Raw genomic sequence first — 24,335 nt, forward strand, 5'->3', positions numbered from 1 at the left:
TATTTAAACTGTTATTTCTTTTATTAATAATTCACTAAACTCTTGCAGGGTCATTTCACCTAAATCACCTTCTCCATGTTTCCTTACAGAAACCTTTCCTTCGGCCATTTCCTTCTCTCCAATAATCAACATATAAGGTATTTTTTTAACCTCTGCGTCTCTGATTTTCCTTCCAATCTTCTCATCACGAAAGTCAATCAGCCCGCGAATATCGGAATTATTTAATTCATCTGAAACTTTTTTTGCATATTCTTCATACTTTTCTGAGATAGGAAGGATAATAAATTGTTCAGGTGAAAGCCATAAAGGGAAATTACCAGCGCAATGTTCAATCAAAACAGCGATAAAACGCTCCAGGGAACCGAATGGAGCCCTATGGATCATTACCGGTCTGTGTTTCTGGTTATCACTACCTGTATATTCTAGTTCAAAACGCTCTGGCAAATTATAATCAACCTGAATAGTTCCAAGTTGCCATTTTCTACCCAATGCATCTTTAACCATGAAATCTAATTTCGGGCCATAAAATGCAGCTTCGCCATATTCTACAACTGTTGGTAAACCTTTCTCTGCAGCGGCTTCAATAATAGCAGTTTCTGCAAGATGCCAGTTCTCATCACTTCCAATATATTTCGCTTTGTTTTCAGGATCTCTTAACGAAACCTGAGCGATATAATCATTGAAACCTAACGATTTAAATACATAAAGCACAAGATCGATTACCTTTTTAAACTCGTCTTTTACCTGATCTGGACGACAGAACAAATGCGCGTCATCCTGAGTAAATCCACGAACTCGTGTTAAACCATGAAGCTCTCCACTTTGCTCATAGCGATATACGGTACCAAACTCAGCAAAACGCAAAGGAAGATCCTTGTACGAACGTGGTTTAACTTTATATATTTCGCAATGGTGCGGACAATTCATTGGTTTAAGGAAAAACTCCTCTCCCTCTTGTGGTGTTTTTATTGGCTGAAAAGCATCTTTACCATATTTCTCATAGTGACCAGAAGTAATGTATAAGTTCTTGTGACCAATATGTGGGGTTACTACTTGCTCATACCCCGCTTTACCTTGTGCTTTAGTTAAAAACTGCACCAAACGCTCGCGCAATGCTGCACCCTTAGGTAACCACAATGGCAATCCCATACCTACTTTTTCAGAAAAAGCAAATAATTCAAGCTCTTTACCCAGCTTTCTGTGATCTCTTTTCTTAGCCTCTTCAATCATATGAAGATATTCAGTAAGCTCACTTGCTTTAGGGAAAGTTACACCATAAATACGGGTAAGTTGTTTTTTGGTTTCATCACCACGCCAGTAAGCGCCGGCAACGTTCATCAATTTTACAGCTTTAATAAACCCTGTATTAGGGATATGTGGGCCACGACATAAGTCGGTAAATTCTCCTTGAGTATAAAAAGTGATCTTACCATCTTCAAGGCCGTCAATAAGATCTAACTTATATTCATCTCCTTTTTCGGTAAAATACTTAACAGCATCTGCTTTTGAAACTGATTCTCTAACAAAAACCTCTTTCTGTTTTGCCAATTCAATGATTTTTGCTTCGATAGCTTTAAAATCATCTGAAGAAAACTCTCTATCGCCAAAATCTACATCATAGTAAAATCCGGTTTCAATTGCAGGGCCGATTCCAAACTTTGTACCTGGATACAAAGCTTCTAATGCCTCAGCCATAATGTGGGCTGATGAATGCCAAAAAGTAGCTTTACCGGCAGTATCATTCCACGTTAAAAGCTTTAAAGAAGCATCAGACTCAATTGGTCTTGACGAATCCCAAACCTCGCCGTTAACTTCAGCTGCTAAGACATTGCGGGCTAAACCCTCAGAAATTGATAATGCAATTTGATGGGCAGTTGTGCCCTTTTCGTACTGACGGCTAGAGCCATCAGGTAGTGTAATGTTAATCATCTACAACTATGATTTAAATAATTAATTGATTTATAATACTTTACACAAAGTCTATTATACGTGCAATAAAACAATGCATAAATAACAGCTTTTCATTGTTTGCTGTTATTACAAAGATACTATTTAAGAACTAAAATTTAACAGAAAATTAAATATGGATAACCTATTTTTGCTAATAGTTTGAAGTTAAGCCATACCAGATCGGAATTTAAATATTATATATTTAAAGGCCTTTTTTAAATCATGAACAAATTAATACTCATCGCATCAATTACGATTCTTGGACTTGCAAGCTGTAAAAAAGAACAGCCAACTAGTGCCCCTCCAACAATCACTAAGCTTACAATAGATACCACCATATCGAATGTTTTAATTCTGGGAAACAGTATTACGTTTTCACCTGCCGATATTAAGGTAGGTTGGCTTGGTAACTGGGGAATGGCTGCAAGTGCACCTGAATTAGATTATGTACATTTATTAACAGCCAACTTTAAAAGCTTAAATCCTAAATGTACGGTAACAGCAAGAAATATCAGCCGTTTTGAACGCGAATACAAAACATATAATTACCAGAAGGATTTTAAGGAATTTCAAGACTTACATCCTGATCTTATTATATTGAGAATTGGCGAAAATATTGAACAGATTGGTTTAAATAAATCAGAATTTGAAGGGAAATATCTTCAGCTTTTAACTTTCCTTAAACAAAACAATGCAAATGTTAAAGTCCTTGCAGCGGGCTCATTTTGGGGTAATGATCCTGTTGACAAAATTATGAGTGAACACTCAAAATTTGTTCCCCTCAAAAATTTATCTTACGATCAAACCTACAAAGCAAAAGGAGTATTTGACAATTATGGTGTATCAGAGCATCCCTCAGATAGCGGCATGAAGGCCATAGCCGAAATTATATGGAATGGTCTTGATAAACTATAAATCAGTAATTAATATTCTGTACTTTCTAACCATCCATTTGCCAACACATCGGCTAAATGCATCGTTTTAAGAGGAACATTATTTTTATCGATATACCCCTGCAAGTGCATCAGGCACGATAAGTCTGTAGAAATTACATACTCAGCCCCTTGGTCCAGCGCGTTATTCACTTTCTGCTCAGCCATAGCTGATGAAATAGCATCAAATTTAACAGCAAACGTACCGCCAAAACCGCAGCACATATCGGTATCTTTCATTTCTACCATTTCTAGTCCGTGCACCTTAGATAAAAGTAACCTTGGTTCTTCTTTGATTTTACATTCGCGCAGACCGCTGCAAGAATCATGATAAACAGCTTTCCCATCCAGTTCCGCACCAAAATAGTCTCTTTTTAAAACGTTTACCAGAAAATCTGAAAGCTCAAAAATATTTGACTGTATGTTTCTACACTTGTTGTGGACTGTTGTATTGGTAAACAGGTCGCTATAACCGCTTTTAACCATCCCTACACATGATGCAGATGGCGCTACTATATAATCAGTTTCTGAAAAATCACTCAAAAACTTATTGCCCGTTTCTTTAGCTTGCTCCCAGTAACCAGCATTATAGGCTGGCTGGCCACAACAAGTCTGATTCGAATTATAGAACACTTCGCAACCAGCTTTTTCTAATAACTTGATGGTATTAAAAGCCGTTTCCGGATACAACTGATCAACAAAACAGGGTACAAATAATTCTATTCTCATTAATATTATATTCTCTATTATTTAAGTTAAAAGGGACCATTTTATTTAATATAAAACGACCGTCATCCTGTATTTATTTTAAAACGATCGTCATCACGACGATGTTTGCTATAGTGTTGAGCATTTATAAAACAGATTGCTTTTCAACCCTTTTAAGCACCAACAAAAATACCAAACCTATTATAAAAAATGATGCCAAAGCTATTATGGAATTCCGCATATCTCCGGTTGCTTCTTCAATATAAGCAAAACTAAACAAACCAATTACAATTGCCATCTTTTCGGTTACATCATAAAAACTAAAGAATGAGGCAGTATCTGGAGTATCTGAAGGCAAGTATTTTGAATATGTTGATCTTGATAGCGACTGAATCCCTCCCATAATTAAACCAACTATAGCAGCCAATCCGTAGAATTGATACTCATTAGTGATAAAATAAGCGCAGTAACAAGCAGAAATCCAAACGATTACAACAAAGATCAGCACTCGAACATTACCTATTTTCTTGGCGAAATGCGACATCATCATGGCACCCAATATGGCGACCAACTGTATAATTAAAATAGTTACAATAAGCTTAGAGGTACCCAGTTGCAAGGTCTTTTCTCCAAATCCAGCGGCTGCAAGCATAATAGTTTGCACGCCCATAGAGTAAAAGAAAAATGCCAATAAAAACATTTTAAGCACTTTCATGTGACTTAACTGTTTCCATACTTTAGAAAGCTCCTGAAAACCACTTCTAACAACGCTTTTATTAATAGCAGAATAATTCGGGCTACCTGCCGGAAGTTTTTTAAATGGAATCTGAGCAAAGCCTATCCACCAGATTCCAACCAGCAAGAAGGATAATCTTGGTGGGAATGACAAGTCGGTTATACCGAATAGTTCCGGCTTCAATACGAAAACAAAACAAATGATCTGAAGTAAAACACTGCCGACATAACCATAAGCAAAGCCTTTAGCACTAACTGCATCTTGATGCTCTACTGTCGCAATTTCGGGGAGGTAAGAGTTATTAAACAACACTCCTCCTATATATCCCATGGCTGCTATAGCAAAACAAATGATGCCAAGTTCCAAGGTATCCAGTTTAAAGAAGTACAATCCCATGCAAGCTACACCGCCTATATAGGTAAATATCTTCATAAAAATCTTCTTGTTACCTCGATAATCAGCTATAGATGAAAGGATAGGCAACGCCAAAGCCATTATCAAATAGGCTACAGAAAGCGCATAATTCGACAAGGCAGTATTGGTAAAAGTTCTTCCAAAAAAAGAAACTTTATCACCATGTTCCTTTGTAGTAGTAATTATTGTATAATAAGTAGGAAAAATGGTAGAGGTAATTACTAAATTATATGCTGAATTAGCCCAGTCAAAAAATGCCCAGGAGCGAATGACTTTTTTGTCGTTTTTTTGTTCCATGTGTTAAATGAGACGGCTAAAGTAGCTAAAAAACAGTATTCAGAGTTAATTTACTTTCTCCAATTTGGTAGCTCCTGATTTTTTCTCATCAACATTTTTAGGGTTCCCTTTGTAATATACCTCACTTGTACCCGAAGTTTTAATTTTTAAATCGTTCAGTACATTTATATTAGCTTTCCCCATCCCATCTATTGTTATATCGTAAATACCTGCTACAAAATCGAATGCATGTACTGAAGCTGTCCCTTTTGTTGTCAAATTATGTACACCTGCTTGCCCTGTTAAAGCAAGTTTGCCTATGCCATCAATTTTAGTGGTCAGTTTAGATGCACTCAAATCTAGCGTAACATCCGATGTACCTTCAAGTTTTAAATCTACATCAGTTGCATAAATACGGCCTTCGCCAACAACTTTAACACTCCCAACTGTATTCAGTTTCTTTAATTCACCTATCCCCGCACGAACAACAACTGAGTCCGATCCACAATACATTCCATCCTCCAATTTTACCCTAAGCTCTCCGCTACTCACGTCTGTTCTAACCATATTAATAATGTTCGAGTCTGCTTCGATCTTTACAGAATAAGAACTGTCCTGTGTCATCACCAATTTAATGGCTCCTGTAATTTTTATCTGATCAAAATTCTTTACAACGGCATCTTTAACAACGTGCTTACCTGAATCCTGAATACATTCAGTAGAACATCCTGCCAAAAGAACAGGAATAGCAAGGGCAATAGCGACAATTTTTCTCATAGTATTAAAGGTAATAATTTTTCCCATCTGTCTTAATTTTTCCGGCATCAAGCAATTCTCTTATCCGGTTTAGTTTTTCATTTTCGGCGCCAACTTTTATGCCCGCTACCAATTCAGCTAAATCATGACTATTGCTCTGTAGCAAAGTAACAATCTCAAAATCTATCGTATCAGATAACTGATCCAGATCATCTGCCTTTTTCTCAGCAAGGCAGATATCACAAACTCCACATTTTTCAGAATCAGGTTCATCAAAATAAGTCAGCAACTGAACACTTCTGCATTCCGGTTTTCCGGCATAGGCCAAAACAGCATTTATCTGATCTGTCTGAATTTTCTTACGCAATTCAATATATTTTACATCAATATCTATATGTAGTAAATCAACTCTGGCACGTATATACTGTAGCTGTGGCTGATCTGTTTGAGGCAAATAAGACAAAATACCCTGATCCTGTAGGTTATTCAACAACCTCACCACATCATTAAACGACATTCTTACTTTCTTAGCGATTTCTGCTTCCTGAATTTTCACATATTGATCAAAAGCCCCACCGTAAGATCTTAAAATGGCTTTAATAAGTGGATCATAGCCGGCGTTTTCTATTTGAAAACGATAAACATCCTCATTACCAACTGTAAACAACACCCTCGATTGTAAAAAAACATTTTCCGACAAGGTGATATACCCATCGCGTTCTAAAAACTTCAATGCCGCAAGTGTTTTTATTACACCAACGTTAAACCGTTTGCAAAAGTCGGCAATATCAAAATTAAAGCTTAGGCCCTCGCCTGCCCCAAATGCCAATTGAAAATAGTTACCCAAATAATGATAGATCTTTTTAATCTCATCTAACGTAGGGAAGCTATTCGCATATTTGGCTTGCAAAGCCATCTGATCTGATTTATTAGACAACAAAACGCCATAAGATCGTCTCCCATCTCTTCCTGCCCTACCTGCCTCTTGATAATACGCTTCTAAGCTATCTGGCAAATCCAGGTGAACTACAAATCGAACGTCAGGCTTATCAATACCCATCCCAAAAGCATTGGTGGCAACCATTACACGGATTACGTTTTTCTTCCAATCCTCCTGTCGTTTAAAGCGCTCTTCTTTTTCAACTCCTGCATGATAAAAATCGGCAGCAATACCATTCCTTTTCAAAAACAACGCTATTTCAGAAGTTTCGCGCCTGTTACGCACATAAACCAGTCCACTGCCTTTTACATTTTTTACAATATCTATCAGTTTCCTGTGTTTATCTTCGTCATTTAAAACTACATAGCTCAAGTTTTTACGTGCAAAACTCTGCACAAAAATCTTCGCATTTTTAAACTGTAATTTATCTACAATATCATTTCTTACAAACTGGGTAGCAGTGGCTGTTAAAGCTAAAACAGGAACCTTAGGATGAATCTCCCTGATTTCACTAACCAATAAATATGGTGGTCTGAAATCGTAACCCCATTGCGATACACAATGTGCTTCATCAACCGCAATAAGGTTCACATTCATATAAGAAATCCTTTCCCTTACCAACTCAGAAAGTAAGCGCTCCGGCGAAAGATATAGAAATTTAATATTGCCATAAATACAGTTATCCAAAAGGATATCAATTTCCCTTTTACCCATACCAGCATAAATGGCCACAGCATTAATGCCCTTTTCCTTTAAACCCTCTACCTGGTCCTTCATTAACGCTACCAAAGGAGAAACAACGATACATATTCCTTCCATTACCATCGCTGGTACCTGAAAGCAAAGCGATTTGCCTCCTCCTGTAGGTAATAATGCTAAGGTGTCATTTCCGTTTAAAACCGACCTGATAATTTCATCCTGCAAGGGCCTAAAACTGTCAAATCCCCAGTATCGTTTTAATATCTCTACTTCACTCATAAAAAGGTTAAGCCCAAAACTATAAAAATGAACTGATATTACTAAATTGCGGGCTCAATAACAGCCGCTGCTTATGAAAACATCATTACCTCTATTATGTTTCCTAACTATATTCCATTTCAGTTACGCCCAGGAAAAAAAATGGGACATTGAAAAATATCAGGGTCCGACTAAAACGTTTAACATTAGTACAGATGAGGGAACCTGGATGAATTTAGATGTAAGCGCCGATGGTAAAGACATTGTTTTTGATCTTTTAGGTGATATTTATACCATTCCTGTTGCAGGTGGTACGGCAACATTATTAAGCGGAGGGATTGCCTGGGAGGTACAACCTCGTTTTAGTCCGAACGGCAAATACATATCTTTTACCAGTGATAAAAACGGAGCTGACAACATCTGGATTATGAATCGCGATGGTTCTAATAAAAGACAGGTTACCAAAGAAACATTCAGACTGCTAAACAATGCTACTTGGATGCCTAACAGTGAATATCTGATTGCCCGCAAACACTTTACAGGAAGCCGCTCTTTAGGTGCCGGAGAAATGTGGATGTATAGTATATATGGCGGCGAAGGCGTACAACTAACCCAAAGGAAAAATGACCAGCAAGATGCCGGTGAACCTAATGTATCGCCTGATGGCAGATATTTATATTTTAGTGAAGATGTATCTCCAGGTCCCAATTTTGAGTATAGCAAAGATCCAAATGGGGTAATTTACGCCATCCGTCAGCTAGATTTAACTACCGGAAAATTAACTGATCTGATAGAGCAACCGGGAGGTTCTGCTCGTCCGCAAATATCACCTGATGGAAAAATGATGGCTTATGTAAAACGCGTCAGACTAAAATCGGTACTCATTGTACAGAATATTAAATCAGGCGAAGAGTGGACGTTAACTGAAGATTTAACGCATGACCAACAAGAAACATGGGCCATATTTGGCGTTTATCCAAACTTTGCATGGACACCAGATGCTAAAAATATCATTTTCTATTCTAAAGGAAAAATCAGAAAGATTGAGCTAAGTTCATTGGTCATTTCTGATATCCCTTTTAAAGTAACCAGCACACAAACTATACAGGAGTCGCTGCATTTCCCAAAACAGGTTTTTAGCGCCGAGTTCACTTCAAAAATGATCAGGCAGTTAACTACCTCTCCCGATGGTAAGTTTGTAGTTTTTAATGCTGCAGGTTTTTTATACAAAAAGGAACTTCCAAACGGTACACCTGAAAGAGTTACCAATGGTATTGATTTTGAATTTGAACCAGACATTAGTCCGGACGGAAAATCTGTAATTTACACCACCTGGAGCGATGAATTTAAGGGAGCAATTAAAAAAGCCGACTTAAAATCAGGCAAAACAGTACCTCTAACAGAAGAAAAAGGTTTTTATTACTCTCCAACTTACTCTACCAAGGGGGACAAAATTGTATACCGCAAAGGTGTAGGAAACGACGTTTTAGGCTATGCATACGGCCGTGGAACGGGTATTTTTACTATGACAGCAGATGGCGCCGGAAAAACACTGGTATCTGAAAGTGGCATAAAACCTCAATTTAATAAAGATGATAGCCGTATCTTTTTTCAAGGCTATGAGAATGGCAAAAAAGCTTTTAAAAGTGTCGACTTAAATGGAGGCAAACCACTTACACATTATACCTCGACATATGTTACACAATTTTGTCCTAGTCCAGATGGAAAATGGATGGCTTTTACTGAATTGTTTAACGCATACATTACCCCAATGGTTACTACAGGTGCACCCTTAGACCTTTCATCAACAAACAAAGCCATTCCGCTAACCAGGGTAACAAAAGATGCAGGTACTTATTTACATTGGAGTAATGATGGCAGCAAACTGCTATGGACATTGGGTGAGCAGTATTTTAGTCGCGAAATTAAAAACACCTTTACCTTTATAGAAGGTGCACCACAGACTATTCCGCCACCTGATTCAACAGGTATATCTATTGGTTTACGTGTTAAAACTGATATTCCTGATGGCATAACGGCTTTAAAAGGTGCCCGAATAATTTCTATGAAAGGCGATGAAGTAATTGAAGAAGGAACAATTATAATAGATCACAATAAAATTGCAGCGGTAGGTAAAGCTAGTGAAGTAAGCATACCTGATGGCGCCAAGGTGATTGATGTAACCGGAAAAACCATAATGCCAGGCATAATAGATGTACACGCACATTTACGTACTAGTCCTGACGGCATTAGTCCACAACAGGATTGGTCATATCTGGCCAACCTTGCTTTTGGCGTAACTACTTCACACGATCCATCAAGCAACACTGAAATGGTATTCAGTCAGTCAGAAATGATCAGGTCAGGCCGTATGGTTGGTCCAAGATTATACTCTACCGGATCTATACTATACGGTGCAGATGGAGATTTCAAAGTGGTAATTAATAGTTTAGATGATGCTCTATCTAATCTTAGAAGATTAAAAGCAGTAGGCGCTTTCTCTGTAAAATCTTACAATCAGCCACGTCGCGATCAGCGTCAACAGATTTTAGAAGCTGCCCGTCAGTTAAAAATGGAAGTAGTACCTGAGGGAGGCTCAACCTTTTTTACTAACATGAACATGATTTCTGATGGTCATACAGGTATCGAACACAGCATTCCGGTTGCTCCGGTTTATAAAGATGTAATTTCATTTTGGAACAATACAAAAGTAGCTTACACGCCTACTCTAATTGTAAGTTACGGTAGCCAATGGGGCGAAAATTATTGGTACGACAGAACCAACGTATGGGAAAATGAAAGGTTAATGGCATTTACTCCCCGCCCTATTATTGATTCGCGCTCTAGAAGAAGAACTACTTCAGAATATGGAGATTACGGACACATTGAGGTATCGAAAGCAGTTAAACAAATAGCTGATGGTGGCACTAAAGTAAACTTAGGGGCTCACGGACAAATACAAGGTTTGGGAGCGCATTGGGAGCTTTGGATGCTGGTACAAGGCGGCATGACTCCTTTGCAAGCCATCAGATCGGCTACCGTTAATGGTTCATTATACCTAGGCATGAATAAAGAACTTGGCTCTCTGGAAAACGGCAAACTTGCCGACCTGGTAATTATGGACGCTAATCCATTGGATGACATCAGAAATTCTGAGAAGATTAAATATGTAATGATAAATGGTCGTCTTTATGATAGTTTATCTATGAACGAGATTGGTGGCCGCGAGAAATTACGTGGTAAACTGTGGTTTGAGATGGGCAAAGGAATGGTTTATAGCTTCCCAACCGGAAACGCTGAAACCTGGACTTTCACCACTCCAAATTGCGAGTAAATGTTCTTTGCGTTGTTAGGACCTAATAGGCCCTAACAACGCTCTACAAATTCTGGGCAATCACAAATCCGTTTGCCCAAGCCCATTGAAAGTTATAGCCACCAAGCCAGCCGGTTACATCTACACATTCGCCCCCGAAATACAAACCGGCTATATTTTTGCATTCCAATGTTTTAGAGGAAAGCTCATTGGTGTCAATACCACCCCTCATTACCTCGGCTTTATCGTAGCCCTTATCTCCGGCAGGTTTTACCTTAAATAGATGTATGGTTTTATGGATAAGTTCTAATTCTACTTTAGTTAATGATGCTACCTGCTTTTCTATTGGTAAAAATTTACTCATTGCATCAGTAAGTTTTTTAGGGTAAAACCTATTAAATACGGTAGAAAGCAGAGATTTTCCATTCATCTTTCTTTCTTCTTCAATAAGGCGTGTAATATCTTTACCTGGCAGCAAATCAATATTAATCTCTTCACCCCTTCTCCAATAAGAAGAAATCTGCAAAATAGCTGGGCCACTTAAACCCCAATGGGTAAACAAAATATTCTCTTCGAAAGCTATACGATGATTGCTTACTTCGCAAAAAACGCTGTTTCCTGATAGTTGAGCATACCAATCTTCGTCCTTACCGGTAATGGTTAAGGGAACCAAAGCAGGTCCGGTTTCAATAATATTTAAGCCATGTTTTCTGGCAAAACGAAGTGCGAAATCTGTGGCTCCCATTTTGTGTATTGGCAATCCACCTGTAGCTACTACCAGCTTTGGAGCTTTTAGAGTGCGCTGCTTCCCTCCTTTTTCGTATTTTATTTCAAAAGAACTATCGTTAATAATTTCAATTTCCGATACCTGTGCATTGCAAATAATCTGCTGTTCAAAATCGGCACATATTGTAGTAAATACTTCTACAATATCTTTCGCGTTTTTGCCGTCCGGAAAAAGTTGACCTAAAGTTTTTTCTTTTCCTGTGATACCATAAGTTTCAAAAAAACTGACGGTATCTTCAACTGTCCACTGTGTAAATGCCGATTTACTGAAATGTTTATTGTTAGATATAAACTGTTCATCACTGGCAAACAGGTTGGTATAGTTACACCTACCGCCACCAGAGATCAGGATTTTAGCCCCCGGTTTATCGCTTTTTTCTAGTAGGATAACCTTTTTTCCGAGGTATCCTGCCTGTACTGCACACATCAAACCACAAGCTCCGGCTCCAATAATTATAGCATCTGCATCCATCAATCCGTTTATATTGTTATTTTTGTGCAAAATAAGCATAACTTTTTCATATTGATATGGCAAAACAGATAAGTGATTTAAAATTGGGCATACTTGGAGGCGGACAATTAGGTAGAATGCTGATACAAGAGGCTATCAATTATAACTTAACCACTTTAATTTTAGATCCCGACAACGACGCACCTTGTAAACATATAGCAAACTACTTTGAGTGTGGCTCAATTACTGATTTCGATACCGTTTATAATTTTGGAAAGAAAGCCGACATCATTACTATTGAAATAGAAAAAGTAAATATAGAGGCCCTTGAACAGTTAGAAAAAGAAGGAAAACATGTTTACCCACAATCGAGGGTAATTCGTTTAATTCAAGATAAAGGTGTTCAAAAACAGTTTTTTAAAGAAAATGATATCCCTACTGCTCCGTTTCAACTGGTAAACAGTAAGGAGGAAATGTTGAACAGCAACATTCCTTTCCCTTATATGCTTAAACAGCGCAAGGATGGTTACGACGGCAAAGGGGTAATGAAAATCAACAATGCGGCTGATGTTGAAAATGCATTTGATGGTCCTTGTTTAATTGAAGAACTTGTAGATTTCGAGAAAGAAATTGCGGTGATTGTGGCAAGAAACCCTAATGGAGATATGAAAACCTTCCCTATGGTTGAAATGGAGTTCAATGCAGAGGCAAATCTGGTTGAGTTCCTTATTTCTCCTTCTACTTATCCTGAAGCTGTTCAGGAAAGAGCTGAAATTATTGCTAAAAGCATTGCTTCATCACTAAATATTACCGGAATATTAGCGGTCGAAATGTTCATTACCAGAGATGGTAACATTTTAGTAAATGAATTGGCTCCTCGTCCTCACAATAGTGGTCATCAAACCATTGAAGGTAATTATGTTTCTCAATTTGAGCAGCATTTAAGGGCTATCTTTAACCTGCCTTTAGGTGATACCCGTTCAATAAACAACGCGGTAATGATTAACCTACTTGGTGAAAAAAATCATAATGGGGTAGCAAAATACCATGGTTTAGAAAAAATCATGGCGATTGACGGTGTATATGTACATTTGTACGGGAAAAAATATACCAAGCCTTTCCGCAAAATGGGTCACATTACTGTTGTTGACCAAAACCGCGAAAGTGCAATAGAAAAAGCAAATTATATTAAACATACATTAAAAGTTATTTCCTAATGAGCGTACAAGTTGGCATTATAATGGGCAGCAAATCTGATCTTCATATTATGAAGGACGCTGCTGATGTTTTTAAAGAATTCGGTGTAGAATTCGAAATGACAGTTGTTTCTGCTCACCGTACTCCTGAAAGGATGTTTGATTATGCAAAGCAGGCTGCTGATCGTGGTTTAAAAGTAATTATCGCAGGTGCAGGCGGCGCAGCACACTTACCTGGAATGGTAGCTTCAATTACTGTCCTACCGGTAATCGGAGTTCCTGTAAAATCTTCAAACTCTATTGACGGATGGGACTCGATCCTTTCAATTTTACAAATGCCTAACGGTATTCCTGTTGCTACTGTTGCTCTTAATGCGGCAAAAAATGCAGGTTTACTTGCTGTTCAGATACTTTCAACAGCTGATGCAAGTCTTGCTGTAAAAATGCAAGCTTACAAAGACGAGCTTAGAAAGAAAGTTGAAGAAAGCGCTTTGGAGATGTAGAGGAGTATTTGGATTTTAGTATTTAGACATTGATAGTTTAGCAACATGTCTAAATACTAAGTTCTAAAATCTAATTTAAATTAGGATTACTAGGGAAATTACTAACGTGCGCATATTTCGGACCAAGGTTAATGATCACTTCTCTCCACAAATCTTCCTCATCATTTGAAAAAACCACATCAGAATGATAACTATCTGATACTATCCAAGTGTTTTCTTTAAGCTCTTCTTTAAGTTGCTCTGTGCCCCAACCTGAATAGCCAATAAAAAACTTTATCTCGCTTGGGTCAATGATTTTACCGTTAATCAGAATTTTTAAGGCTTCAAAGTTACCTCCCCAATAAATGCCTTTGGCAATTTCTTCCCCATCATTTAGTTTATCATAGCAGCGATGAAGAAAATGAACTGTATCAGTTCCAACAGGGCCTCCGATATACACCGGGAAGTCGGCGTTCTCAAATTCAGGAATCACATCGCTTAATAGAAGCGCACTTTTTTGGTTCAATATAAAACCAACCGTTCCCTCTTCCTGATGCTCTGTAATTAAAACTACAGAACGTCTAAAATTGGGATCCATTAAAAATGGTTCAGAAATTAATAATTTACCTATAGATGGCTCTAAGCGACTTAACATTTTAGAAATTTAAAACAAAATTAACTAAACTAACCCTATTTTTGTGTATGAACCTTACTAAAGAAAATATACAAAACCTGCGCCAAGATTATCGTTCTGCTAGTCTTTCTGAAAATGACGTAAATGCGAATCCAATTATTCAATTTAAAAAGTGGTTTAAGGATGCTGTGGATGCAAAGTTATATGAACCAAATGTGATGACTCTTGCCACTTGTGATAGGTTTGGAAAGCCTTCGGCAAGGATTGTATTATTGAAGGATATTGATGAGGATGGTTTTGTATTCTATACCAATTATGAAAGTAAAAAAGGTATAGATATAGTTGAGAACCCTCAGGCAGCATTGGTTTTCTTTTGGCCTGAATTAGAGCGACAGGTACGTATTGAGGGGATGGTAAGTAAGGTTAGTGAACAGGCTTCGTCCGATTATTTTCATTCTCGTCCAATAGAAAGTCAAATTGGTGCAACTGCATCTCCTCAAAGTAAGGTAATTAGTGGCAGAGAATCTTTGGAGCATAAAGTTGAGGAACTTACTACCCAATATGAAGGTCAGGAAATCCCGCGTCCGTTACATTGGGGAGGGTATTTGGTTGAACCAACTCATATAGAATTCTGGCAAGGCAGACCTAGCAGACTTCATGACAGAATTGTTTACGATTTTGTGGATGGTTCATGGATTATCAATAGATTAGCGCCGTAAAAAAACTGTAAATGAAAAACATCTCGGTAATAGGCTCAGGTACTATGGGCAACGGGATTGCACATACTTTTGCGCAATTCGGACATCAAGTAAACCTTGTGGATATTAACAAGGAAGCCCTTGAAAAGGCAATAAACACGATCAGTAAAAACCTTGATCGCCAGATTACAAAAGGGACAATCACGGAGGTGCAAAAAGTAGAAACGCTTAAAAACATCACTGTGTTTACTGATATGCAATCCGGTGTTGCTAGCGCAGATTTGATTGTTGAAGCTGCTACCGAAAACCTCGACCTAAAACTGAAGATATTTAAGGATTTGGATGCATTTGTCAAGCCTCAAACCATTTTAGCAAGTAATACTTCTTCTATTTCTATTACCAAAATAGCCTCAGTTACTAACCGTGGTGATAAAGTTATTGGAATGCATTTTATGAATCCTGTACCGGTAATGAAACTCGTTGAAGTGATTCGTGGTTATGCCACAAGTGATGAAACAACTGCCACTGTAATGGCTCTGTCTAAGCAGCTTGAAAAAGCTCCTGTAGAAGTAAATGACTATCCTGGCTTTGTAGCCAATCGTATATTGATGCCCATGATCAATGAGGCTATTTACACACTTTATGAAAATGTTGCAGGTGTTGAAGAAATAGATACCGTAATGAAATTAGGAATGGCACACCCAATGGGACCTTTGCAGCTTGCAGATTTTATAGGTTTAGATGTTTGTTTAGCCATTTTACGTGTATTGCATGATGGATTTGGAAACCCTAAATACGCTCCATGCCCACTATTGGTAAATATGGTTACGGCAGGTAACAAAGGAATAAAATCTGGTGAAGGTTTTTATAATTATGCCAATGGTGTTAAAGAAGCCAAAGTTGCGGGTAAGTTTAGTTAGGACTGGATGCTTAGTTATTACTTAGTAGATAGTATTTAGTATTGGGTGTTAAATTTAACACTTAGTATTAAAGCGCTATTTGCAACTAACCGTATAGAATTTCATATATGTAATTTTAAATGTATTTTTGAACGTTTAGGAGTATATCATGTTACTAATATTAACTAAGCATCCAACACTAAGTACTAAATAAGCACTAAAATAAATGAACGAAAATCTTGATCCTTCTTCTGAAAGCCTAACTCCTATTGAACGTGATATAGAGAAAGTGCTACGTCCACAAGCTTTTGAGGACTTTACAGGGCAAGAGAAAATCATGGAGAACCTTAAAATCTTTGTAAAAGCGGCAAAGTTAAGAGGTGAACCATTAGATCATGTTTTATTACACGGCCCTCCGGGTTTAGGTAAAACAACACTTTCGCACATCATTGCAAATGAAATGGGTGTAGGAATAAAGATAACTTCAGGCCCTGTTTTAGATAAACCAGGCGATCTTGCAGGATTACTTACTAATCTGGATACTGGAGATATTCTATTTATTGATGAAATACACAGATTAAGCCCGCTTGTTGAAGAGTATTTATACTCTGCAATGGAGGATTTTAAGATTGATATTATGCTGGAAAGTGGCCCTAATGCACGTTCAGTACAGATTAGTCTGAATCCATTTACACTAGTGGGTGCAACCACCCGTTCGGGCTTATTAACCGCACCTTTAAGAGCTAGGTTTGGCATCAACTCAAGATTAGCTTATTATGATGCCAAATTACTTACGACGATTGTTTTAAGATCATCAGATATACTAAACACCCCAATTACTGAAGAAGGTGCATATGAAATAGCAAGGAGAAGTCGTGGTACTCCACGTATTGCCAATGCGCTATTAAGACGCACAAGAGATTTTGCCCAAATTAAAGGAAATGGTAAGATTGATACGGAAATTGCCCGTTATGCACTTAATGCTTTAAATGTTGATGAGCACGGCTTGGACGAAATGGACAATAAAATCCTCACCACCATTATAGATAAGTTTAAAGGTGGACCTGTTGGCTTAAAAACGATTGCTACCGCAGTTGGTGACGATGAAGGAACTATTGAGGAGGTTTATGAACCTTTCCTTATACAAGAAGGTTTTCTAATGCGTACCTCTCGTGGCCGCGAAGCTACGGAAGCTGCGTATAAGCATTTGAAAAGAAATTTCCCTGGTCAAACAGGTAAACTATTTTAATCATCTTACTTCATTAGCCTTTAAAAAACAGCCAATAGATCAACAAAGCAACAACCAGAATGGGAATTATCCATTTTAATACCGGAGCTGCTCCGTTTTTATCATATTCATCTACTGCCTGACGTGAGGGCCCCGGATCATCCTGATGCTTTGAATAATTCGTCTCAACTGGCTTATGAGGTTTTAGCGGCTCTTGCGAGTGTTTAACATCTTCATTATCCATAACAGTATGTTTTAATTACTTATAAACAATTAAAGACCTTAAAGGTTTGATAAGCAAAGATTATCTTTGCATTTCATGAACAGTAATTCGGCAAAATACAGCAAAATGATTAAGGATGAAGCCCTCCGATTAGGCTTCATGCAATGCGGTATTGCCAAAGCTGAATTCCTTGAAGATGAAGCACCAAGGCTCGAAAAGTGGCTTAATAATAATTTTCATGGAGAAATGGCCTACATGGAAAATCACTTTGATAAGCGTTTAGACCCCCGGTTACTGGTTGATGATTCAAAATCGGTAATATCATTAACACTGAACTACTTCCCTGAAGAGCAGCAGACCGACCCTAATGCGCCAAAAATATCCAAATATGCTTATGGTACAGACTACCATTTGGTAATCAAGGATAAGCTGTTTCAACTGCTTAATTTTATTTCAGAAGAGATTGGTGAGGTTAGTGGTCGCGCTTTTGTGGACTCTGCTCCTGTTTTGGATCGTGCTTGGGCAAAACGAGCAGGTATAGGCTGGATTGGGAAAAACAGCAATCTAATTAGCAAAAAAAGCGGATCATTCTTCTTTCTGGCTGAACTTATTGTGGATTTAGAACTGGAATATGATAATGCTTTTGAAACAGACCATTGCGGTACATGTACTAAATGTATAGATGCCTGTCCTACTGATGCTATATTATCGCCATTTATTATTGATGCGAAGAAGTGTATTTCTTACTTAACCATTGAGTTGAGGAACGAAATACCTAACACATTTAATGATAAAATGGAGAACTGGATGTTTGGATGCGACATTTGCCAGGATGTATGCCCATGGAACCGGTTTTCTGTTCCACATACTGAACCTAAGTTTCAGCCAAATGAGAGCCTGCTAAACATGAAACGTGAAGACTGGCTGGACATCACAGAGGACGTTTTTAAAAGCATATTCAAAAACTCGGCAGTTAAAAGAACTAAATTCAAAGGGCTTACGAGGAATATAGATTTCATAAAAAAACTACCCGAATAATTAATCCGGGTAGTTCTAAATAACTTATATCATTTGGGTCTCTCTACTATTTTCCGAACTTCATTTTTAACTGTTCCAACATATCATTTGTAACGTCAACCGCAGGTTTTTCCTTTTTTGGCTGAGGTTTAAATGCGGGTCTAGCCTGATTTGGAGTAGTAGGCTTACTAGCTACATTGGGTTGGGCTTGTTTAGGAGCCTGAGCCTGCTGACCTTGCTGTTGCTTTTCAATCTTTAGTTTTTCTTTTTTTTTGTTCCATCTATCCCATATTTCACCTAACTTTTTCTTGGTGTATAAAGGAAAGTCACCTTGCTTCATCCAAGCATAGTAACTTGGTTCAATATCAAAAACCTGTTCTACGGTTTTACCTTTATGTTTTCCGAAATTGAAAGTTTCTTCATCATTTTCGTTAAAAACCATTCTGCCTGCAAAATCAACAGGTTTATTCATATTGGTAAAAGCATGCAAAGCTTCAACATTATTCTGTACAGGTTTTGATATATTACCTTGCTTATCTTCGAACTCGGTATCTCTATAACGTTCAATTTGAGCTAATAAAACATGGTAAGTAGCTGTAATATCAGCCTCTGCAGAGTGCGCATTTACAATGTCTTTATCACAATAGAACTTATAAGCGGCACGTAGTGTACGTTGTTCCATTTGATGGAATACATTCTGAACATCAACAAATTTTCTATCGTTCATATCAAAATCTACACCTGCTCTTAAAAACTCTTCAAGCAAAACAGGAATATCAAATCTGTTAGAGTTGTATCCGGCTAAATCAGCATCGCCAATAAAATCAGCAAGTTCTTGTGCTACATCTTTAAATGTTGGCTCATTAGCAATATCCTTATCATAAATTCCATGAATTAATGATGATTGTAGTGGTATTGGCATCTCAGGATTAATACGTAAAGTTTTAATCTGTTCTGAGCCATCTGGCATAGCTTTTAGTATTGCAATTTCTACGATACGATCAGCACCAACATTAACTCCTGTAGTTTCTAGATCAAAAAAAGCAAGCGGACGATTTAAATTTAATTTCATTTTTAACATTTTGTAGCTTTTCAAAAGTCGTAAAAATCATCCATTAATCCTTAACTTAATTTGACAATCCACTAAATTCAGAAACAAATGGTTTTAATGTATATTTTTATTTCCTTTGCTATGTCAATCTTATATAACAATATCGCTCCAGTATGAAACTCTTTTCTATTACCCTTCTTTTAACTTTTTTTTCGACCACCTACCTATACGCACAGGACTTTGAATATGGCAAAATTACCGGAAGTGATGTTGAATTAAAAAATACCCGTCTAGATAGCACTGCCAATGCAATGGTAATCAAAGAATTCGGAACTGCTTCTGTACAACTTGATAATGCCACTGGAAAAACTTACATCGACTTTGAATACCACGTACGTATTAAGATTTTCAATAAGGAAGGTTTTAGCCATGGAAATATTGTAATTCCTTTAAGGATATACCGTGATGGTGAAGATGAAATTAAAGAATTAAAAGCTACAACCATAAACTTTACAAACGGAAAGTTGGTTACTACAGAGCTTGATAAGAAAAAGGTATTTACTGAGAAAAGGAACAAATACGTTTCGCTTACAAAGTTCACCATGCCCAACTTAATGGATGGAAGTATTATAGAGTATAGCTATCGTATGAGCTTACCAAGCATTTTCAATTTCAAAACCTGGGAGTTTCAGTCTGACATACCAAAACTACAAAGCGAATATATAGCCAACATCCCTGCGATATACAACTACAATGTTTCATTAAGAGGGGTGCAAAAGTTTGCCAAACAAAATGCCGAAGTGAAAAGAGAATGCCTTAGTATTAACGGAACTAAAATTGACTGCTCAAAAATGACTTACATCATGAAAGATGTTCCAGCATTGATTGAAGAAGATTACATGACCGCCCCCAGCAACTTCAAGTCAGCTATTTACTTCGAACTTTCTGATTATGTGCAAATGAATGGAGGTAAAAAAAGCATCACTAAAACCTGGAAAGACGTTGATTATGAACTAGTATCGGAAAAAGCATTCGGAGATCAAATGAAGAGGAAAGATGTTTTCAAAGAGCTTCTTCCGCAGATATTAGGGAATGTCAGTGATGACCTTAATAAAGCTAAAGCAATTTACACTTACATTGGAAAGAATATAAAAATGAATGGTTTTATTGGCATATACAGTGAAACTAATATTAAAACTGCCTTAGAAAAACATTCAGGAAATACCGGAGATATTAACCTTGCTTTAATTGCAGCATTGAGTGCTGCAAATCTGGATGCTGAAGCCGTAATACTATCAACCAGGGCAAATGGAGTAGTTAATAATTTATATCCTGTGATCAGTGATTTTGATTATGTGGTTGCTAAAGTAAACATCGGCGATCAAAGTTACTTACTTGATGCATCTCAACCGCTATTACCTTTTGGCTTATTGCCATTGCAGTGTATAAATGGAAATGGCAGGGTTATAAATTTGAAAAAGCCTTCTTATTGGTATGATTTAAAAGCCAGTCAAAAGGAGTCGACAAAATATATTTTGGATGGTGAATTAACCAGTGATGGAAAGTTAAAAGGTAAATTAACTACTTATTCTTCAGGATATGCCGCACTTAAAAAACGTCAACGTATAGTAGCTGCCAACTCTGTTGATGAATATGTAGAAAAATTAGATGAGCAAATGCCTGGAATTAGCATCCTTAAGCACTCCATAGAAAATGTGGATAGTTTAGATAACCCACTTATTGAAATATATGAAATTGACATGAAGGTGTTCGACAATTTAAATGCCGATCAGTCCTACTTCAACCCATTCTTTATAAACCGTATCAGCAAAAATCCGTTTAATTTAAATGAAAGAAACTATCCGGTGGATTTAGGAGCCGCAAATGAAGAAAGAATTACAATGATTATTAAACTCCCTGCCAATATTAGTGTTGCAGATAAGCCAAAAGATATGTCTCTAGCCCTTGCAGACAATGGTGGTAAATACCTGACTTCAACAGCAATGCAAGATGATTCATTTATTTTCAATCAAATGCTACAGTTTAACAAACCTATTTACGATTCTGAGGATTATTTATCGCTCAAAGAGTTTTATAGCCGAATTATACAATTACAAAAAACCGATATTGTATTTAAAAAAACCAAGTAAATGCTAAAGAGATTATTAGTACTTATTTTTATTGCAGCTGCTTTAAATGGATATACACAGGAGCAACCAGATTATAACGTTGAAAACATTCCTTCTGCATTAAAAAGCAGAGCCAATGCGGTAATCAGAAATATGGCGACTACTGTTGATATGCGTGCTCCGGAAAATGTGATCCTGAATGTTAAAAAAGCAATTACAGTTCTGAATAAAAATGGAGAACAAGCTGCAAGTCTGTATATTTTCTATAACAAGGCAACCTCCATTAAAAGTGCTAAAGGTATTATTATGGATGCTTTCGGAAAACCAACAGGTAAATTTTCGTTAAGCAATTTCCTTGATGAAAGCGCTGTAAATGACTTTTCTCTATTTGAAGATGCACGGATTAAAAAATATGTTCCAAATGTTTTATCATATCCCTATACGATTATCTACGAGTATGAAATAAGGTATAAACAAAACCTAATTATTCCCGATTGGTATGCCACCCCCTACTCTGATGTTTCGGTTGAGAAAAATACGTATACTTTTATTTCGAAACCTGATGATAAAATCCGTGTAAAGGAGTATAATTATAAAGGTAGTCCAGAAGTAGAAAAAACAGATAAATTAGCTAGTCGGACATGGAAAGTAAATGACCTAAGTGCACTTAAGCGCGAACCTTACGCTCCAGATCCGGATAATTACCTTACTTATGTAAAAATAGCGCCTGAGCAATTTACCTATTACGGACATAAAGGAAATTACAGTAATTGGCAGGAATTAGGTAAGTGGGTTTATGATGATCTTGTAAAAACCAGACAAACCCTTTCTCCTGACATCATTCAAGAAATGAATGATCTGGTAAAAGGATTAAACACTGATAAAGAGAAGGCAAAAAAGATTTATGAATATGTTCAAAAGAAAACAAGATATATCAGTGTACAAATTGGCATAGGTGGTTTTCAACCTTTTGAAGCTGCAGAAGTACACCGCGTTTCCTATGGCGATTGTAAAGCACTTGTAAACTATACACAGAGTTTATTAAAAGCTGTAGGCATAAACAGCCTTTATTGTGTTGTATATGGCGATAGCTATAAAAAAAGTATGGATGTGGATTTTGCAAGTATGGACCAGGGTAATCACATTATCTTATGTGTACCACTTAAAAATGATACAACCTGGTTAGAATGTACCAGTCAGGACAGCCCTTTCGGTTATTTAGGTAGCTTTACAGATGACCGTATTGTGTTAGCCTGTACGGAACAAGGAGGAAAACTGATAAAAACACCAATATTAACTACCGCTGCCAGCTTGTTAAAACGCAAAGCGGAACTTAATCTGGACAAAGATGGAAATGTTAATGGTAAGCTTCAAACGAACTTTAGTGGTTCTCAATATGACAATTATCGCCGTATTATTGGCAAACCTACATCTGAACAATTAAAGCTGCTAAAGGAAGAATACGATATCGATAATATAGACTTCAGTAATCTTAAGCTAACTCAAAAAAAAGACAGTAATCCGGTAACATCAGAATCATTAGATTTCACTATTCAGAAATATGCACCGCGTACCAATAACCGAATTTATATGGTTCTTAATGCATTCAATAAAACAAATTCAATTCCTGAAGTTAGAAACAGAACACTACCCGTATATGTAAACAGAGGGTTTACTGATGAAGATGAGATAGTTTACAATGTTCCTGAAGGATATAGTATAGAAGCAAAGCCTGAAGATCGAGAAATTAAATCTCCTTTCGGAAGCTATACTATTAAAGTAAAAATGGAAGGTAAAAAGCTTACCTACAACAGGAAGTTTGTACTAAATAACGGAACCTATCCTGCTGACACATATGAAAACTTTATGCGCTTTTTTAGTGATGTAAGCAGCTCTGATAATGGTAAGGTAGTTTTTAAAACAGACTAACTTAGAAAAATAATTCCTAACGCTATTCCAATAACCATAATCAAATACATTAGTATTTCGGTTGTTGCAAAGCGTTTGTATTTGTTCCAGAAGGAATCTTGTTGTTCTGACATTATTTAGTTTTTAAAAGACCCTGCTTTAACCATTGCTTTTTGATAAGCAGGCAGACTTAAATCGTCAACTACTACGCCTCTTGTTGTAGAAGCATGAACAAAATAAGTATCATTAAGATATATACCAACGTGGTCTACTGCACCGCCGCCGAAAGAGAAGAAGATAAGGTCTCCTTCTTTTAATTGGCTAATGCTCTTTTCCTTAATTGTTGTAGCTTGATCGCGTGATCTTCTTGGTAGGCTAATACCATAAATATCCTTTTGCAATAAAAAAGCAAAACCTGAGCAGTCAATACCACCCTTATCTAATCCTCCAAGGCGATACCTGACTCCTGTCCAGTCATTAATAAAGCGGTACAATTGCTTACTCTTTAAATGCGACATGGCATAAGCTACCTTAGAAGCTGAATTAGGGCTTACAGTTGGTTTTCTTGAACCACATGAAGACAACACAACTAACATAAGTATAAAAAGTATGCCTTTAATATTGTTTTTCTGCAGTTTCAAAATTATCATA

General features: G+C 37.1%; 20 protein-coding genes. 10 read left to right on the plus strand and 10 right to left on the minus strand.

Features of this window, described 5'->3' with window-relative positions; all coding sequences use genetic code 11:
• Nucleotides 1-3: 3 nt before the first annotated feature.
• Nucleotides 4-1,929: a threonine--tRNA ligase gene (thrS, locus tag J1905_RS21545; RefSeq protein WP_173089309.1), complete on the minus strand. Its 1,926-nt coding sequence runs from the start codon at nucleotides 1,927-1,929 to the stop codon at nucleotides 4-6.
• 243 nt (nucleotides 1,930-2,172) lie between these two features.
• Here thrS and J1905_RS21550 point away from each other — a divergent pair, with 243 nt between their 5' ends.
• A complete protein-coding gene (locus tag J1905_RS21550; RefSeq protein WP_214229283.1) occupies nucleotides 2,173-2,865 on the plus strand; it encodes an SGNH/GDSL hydrolase family protein in 693 nt (230 codons plus the stop codon).
• 8 nt (nucleotides 2,866-2,873) lie between these two features.
• On the opposite strand, the gene J1905_RS21555 is transcribed toward J1905_RS21550, so the two are convergent.
• The 4 genes from J1905_RS21555 to J1905_RS21570 form a co-directional block, all read right to left on the minus strand.
• A complete protein-coding gene (locus tag J1905_RS21555; protein ID WP_214229284.1) occupies nucleotides 2,874-3,611 on the minus strand; it encodes a (Fe-S)-binding protein in 738 nt (245 codons plus the stop codon).
• 124 nt (nucleotides 3,612-3,735) lie between these two features.
• Nucleotides 3,736-5,037 carry an MFS transporter gene (locus J1905_RS21560; protein WP_214229285.1) on the minus strand — a complete coding sequence of 434 codons (1,302 nt, stop codon included), beginning with the start codon at nucleotides 5,035-5,037 and terminating at the stop codon, nucleotides 3,736-3,738.
• 45 nt (nucleotides 5,038-5,082) lie between these two features.
• Entirely contained in the window at nucleotides 5,083-5,793 is a 711-nt protein-coding gene (locus J1905_RS21565; RefSeq protein WP_214229286.1) for a head GIN domain-containing protein, read from the minus strand.
• Between the two features lie 4 nt (nucleotides 5,794-5,797).
• The gene (locus tag J1905_RS21570; RefSeq protein WP_214229287.1) at nucleotides 5,798-7,690 is read right to left on the minus strand and encodes a RecQ family ATP-dependent DNA helicase; all 1,893 of its coding nucleotides are present in this window, start codon (nucleotides 7,688-7,690) and stop codon (nucleotides 5,798-5,800) included.
• A 73-nt stretch (nucleotides 7,691-7,763) separates the two neighbouring features.
• Here J1905_RS21570 and J1905_RS21575 point away from each other — a divergent pair, with 73 nt between their 5' ends.
• Complete coding sequence (locus J1905_RS21575) at nucleotides 7,764-11,003, plus strand: amidohydrolase family protein (protein ID WP_214229288.1); 3,240 nt, start codon at nucleotides 7,764-7,766, stop codon at nucleotides 11,001-11,003.
• A gap of 43 nt (nucleotides 11,004-11,046) precedes the next feature.
• Here the strand turns inward: J1905_RS21575 and J1905_RS21580 are convergent, their stop codons facing one another.
• Nucleotides 11,047-12,279, minus strand: coding sequence for a BaiN/RdsA family NAD(P)/FAD-dependent oxidoreductase (locus J1905_RS21580; protein WP_250318167.1), 1,233 nt, complete (start codon nucleotides 12,277-12,279; stop codon nucleotides 11,047-11,049).
• 17 nt (nucleotides 12,280-12,296) lie between these two features.
• Here J1905_RS21580 and J1905_RS21585 point away from each other — a divergent pair, with 17 nt between their 5' ends.
• A complete protein-coding gene (locus J1905_RS21585) occupies nucleotides 12,297-13,436 on the plus strand; it encodes a 5-(carboxyamino)imidazole ribonucleotide synthase (protein WP_214229289.1) in 1,140 nt (379 codons plus the stop codon).
• Nucleotides 13,436-13,918, plus strand: a complete 483-nt coding sequence (gene purE / locus J1905_RS21590; protein WP_108203967.1) for a 5-(carboxyamino)imidazole ribonucleotide mutase — start codon at nucleotides 13,436-13,438, stop codon at nucleotides 13,916-13,918. Before J1905_RS21585 ends, purE begins: the two co-directional genes overlap by 1 nt.
• 70 nt (nucleotides 13,919-13,988) lie before the next feature.
• Here the strand turns inward: purE and J1905_RS21595 are convergent, their stop codons facing one another.
• Entirely contained in the window at nucleotides 13,989-14,552 is a 564-nt protein-coding gene (locus tag J1905_RS21595; protein WP_214229290.1) for a YqgE/AlgH family protein, read from the minus strand.
• Between the two features lie 47 nt (nucleotides 14,553-14,599).
• Here J1905_RS21595 and pdxH point away from each other — a divergent pair, with 47 nt between their 5' ends.
• From pdxH to ruvB, 3 genes are all read left to right on the plus strand, one after another.
• Nucleotides 14,600-15,250, plus strand: a complete 651-nt coding sequence (gene pdxH, locus J1905_RS21600) for a pyridoxamine 5'-phosphate oxidase (RefSeq protein ID WP_214229291.1) — start codon at nucleotides 14,600-14,602, stop codon at nucleotides 15,248-15,250.
• 11 nt (nucleotides 15,251-15,261) lie between these two features.
• Nucleotides 15,262-16,149, plus strand: a complete 888-nt coding sequence (locus J1905_RS21605; RefSeq protein ID WP_214229292.1) for a 3-hydroxybutyryl-CoA dehydrogenase — start codon at nucleotides 15,262-15,264, stop codon at nucleotides 16,147-16,149.
• A 205-nt stretch (nucleotides 16,150-16,354) separates the two neighbouring features.
• Complete coding sequence (gene ruvB, locus J1905_RS21610; protein ID WP_173089295.1) at nucleotides 16,355-17,377, plus strand: Holliday junction branch migration DNA helicase RuvB; 1,023 nt, start codon at nucleotides 16,355-16,357, stop codon at nucleotides 17,375-17,377.
• A gap of 13 nt (nucleotides 17,378-17,390) precedes the next feature.
• Here the strand turns inward: ruvB and J1905_RS21615 are convergent, their stop codons facing one another.
• Entirely contained in the window at nucleotides 17,391-17,600 is a 210-nt protein-coding gene (locus J1905_RS21615) for a hypothetical protein (RefSeq protein ID WP_173089294.1), read from the minus strand.
• A gap of 75 nt (nucleotides 17,601-17,675) precedes the next feature.
• Between J1905_RS21615 and queG the strand changes: the two genes are divergently transcribed.
• Complete coding sequence (gene queG / locus J1905_RS21620) at nucleotides 17,676-18,617, plus strand: tRNA epoxyqueuosine(34) reductase QueG (protein WP_214229293.1); 942 nt, start codon at nucleotides 17,676-17,678, stop codon at nucleotides 18,615-18,617.
• 46 nt (nucleotides 18,618-18,663) lie between these two features.
• Here queG and J1905_RS21625 read toward each other — a convergent pair whose 3' ends face one another.
• A complete protein-coding gene (locus J1905_RS21625) occupies nucleotides 18,664-19,668 on the minus strand; it encodes a 3'-5' exonuclease (RefSeq protein ID WP_214229294.1) in 1,005 nt (334 codons plus the stop codon).
• A gap of 152 nt (nucleotides 19,669-19,820) precedes the next feature.
• Between J1905_RS21625 and J1905_RS21630 the strand changes: the two genes are divergently transcribed.
• Together J1905_RS21630 and J1905_RS21635 are read left to right on the plus strand one after the other, a co-directional pair.
• Nucleotides 19,821-21,797: a DUF3858 domain-containing protein gene (locus tag J1905_RS21630; RefSeq protein WP_214229295.1), complete on the plus strand. Its 1,977-nt coding sequence runs from the start codon at nucleotides 19,821-19,823 to the stop codon at nucleotides 21,795-21,797.
• Nucleotides 21,798-23,705: a DUF3858 domain-containing protein gene (locus J1905_RS21635; RefSeq protein ID WP_214229296.1), complete on the plus strand. Its 1,908-nt coding sequence runs from the start codon at nucleotides 21,798-21,800 to the stop codon at nucleotides 23,703-23,705.
• Between the two features lie 116 nt (nucleotides 23,706-23,821).
• Here J1905_RS21635 and J1905_RS21640 read toward each other — a convergent pair whose 3' ends face one another.
• On the minus strand, nucleotides 23,822-24,334 hold the full coding sequence (locus J1905_RS21640; RefSeq protein ID WP_214229297.1) for a C40 family peptidase: 513 nt from the start codon (nucleotides 24,332-24,334) through the stop codon (nucleotides 23,822-23,824).
• Nucleotide 24,335: the final 1 nt, after the last annotated feature.

The sequence above is a fragment of the Pedobacter sp. B4-66 genome, assembly GCF_018492665.1.
Lineage (GTDB): Bacteria > Bacteroidota > Bacteroidia > Sphingobacteriales > Sphingobacteriaceae > Pedobacter.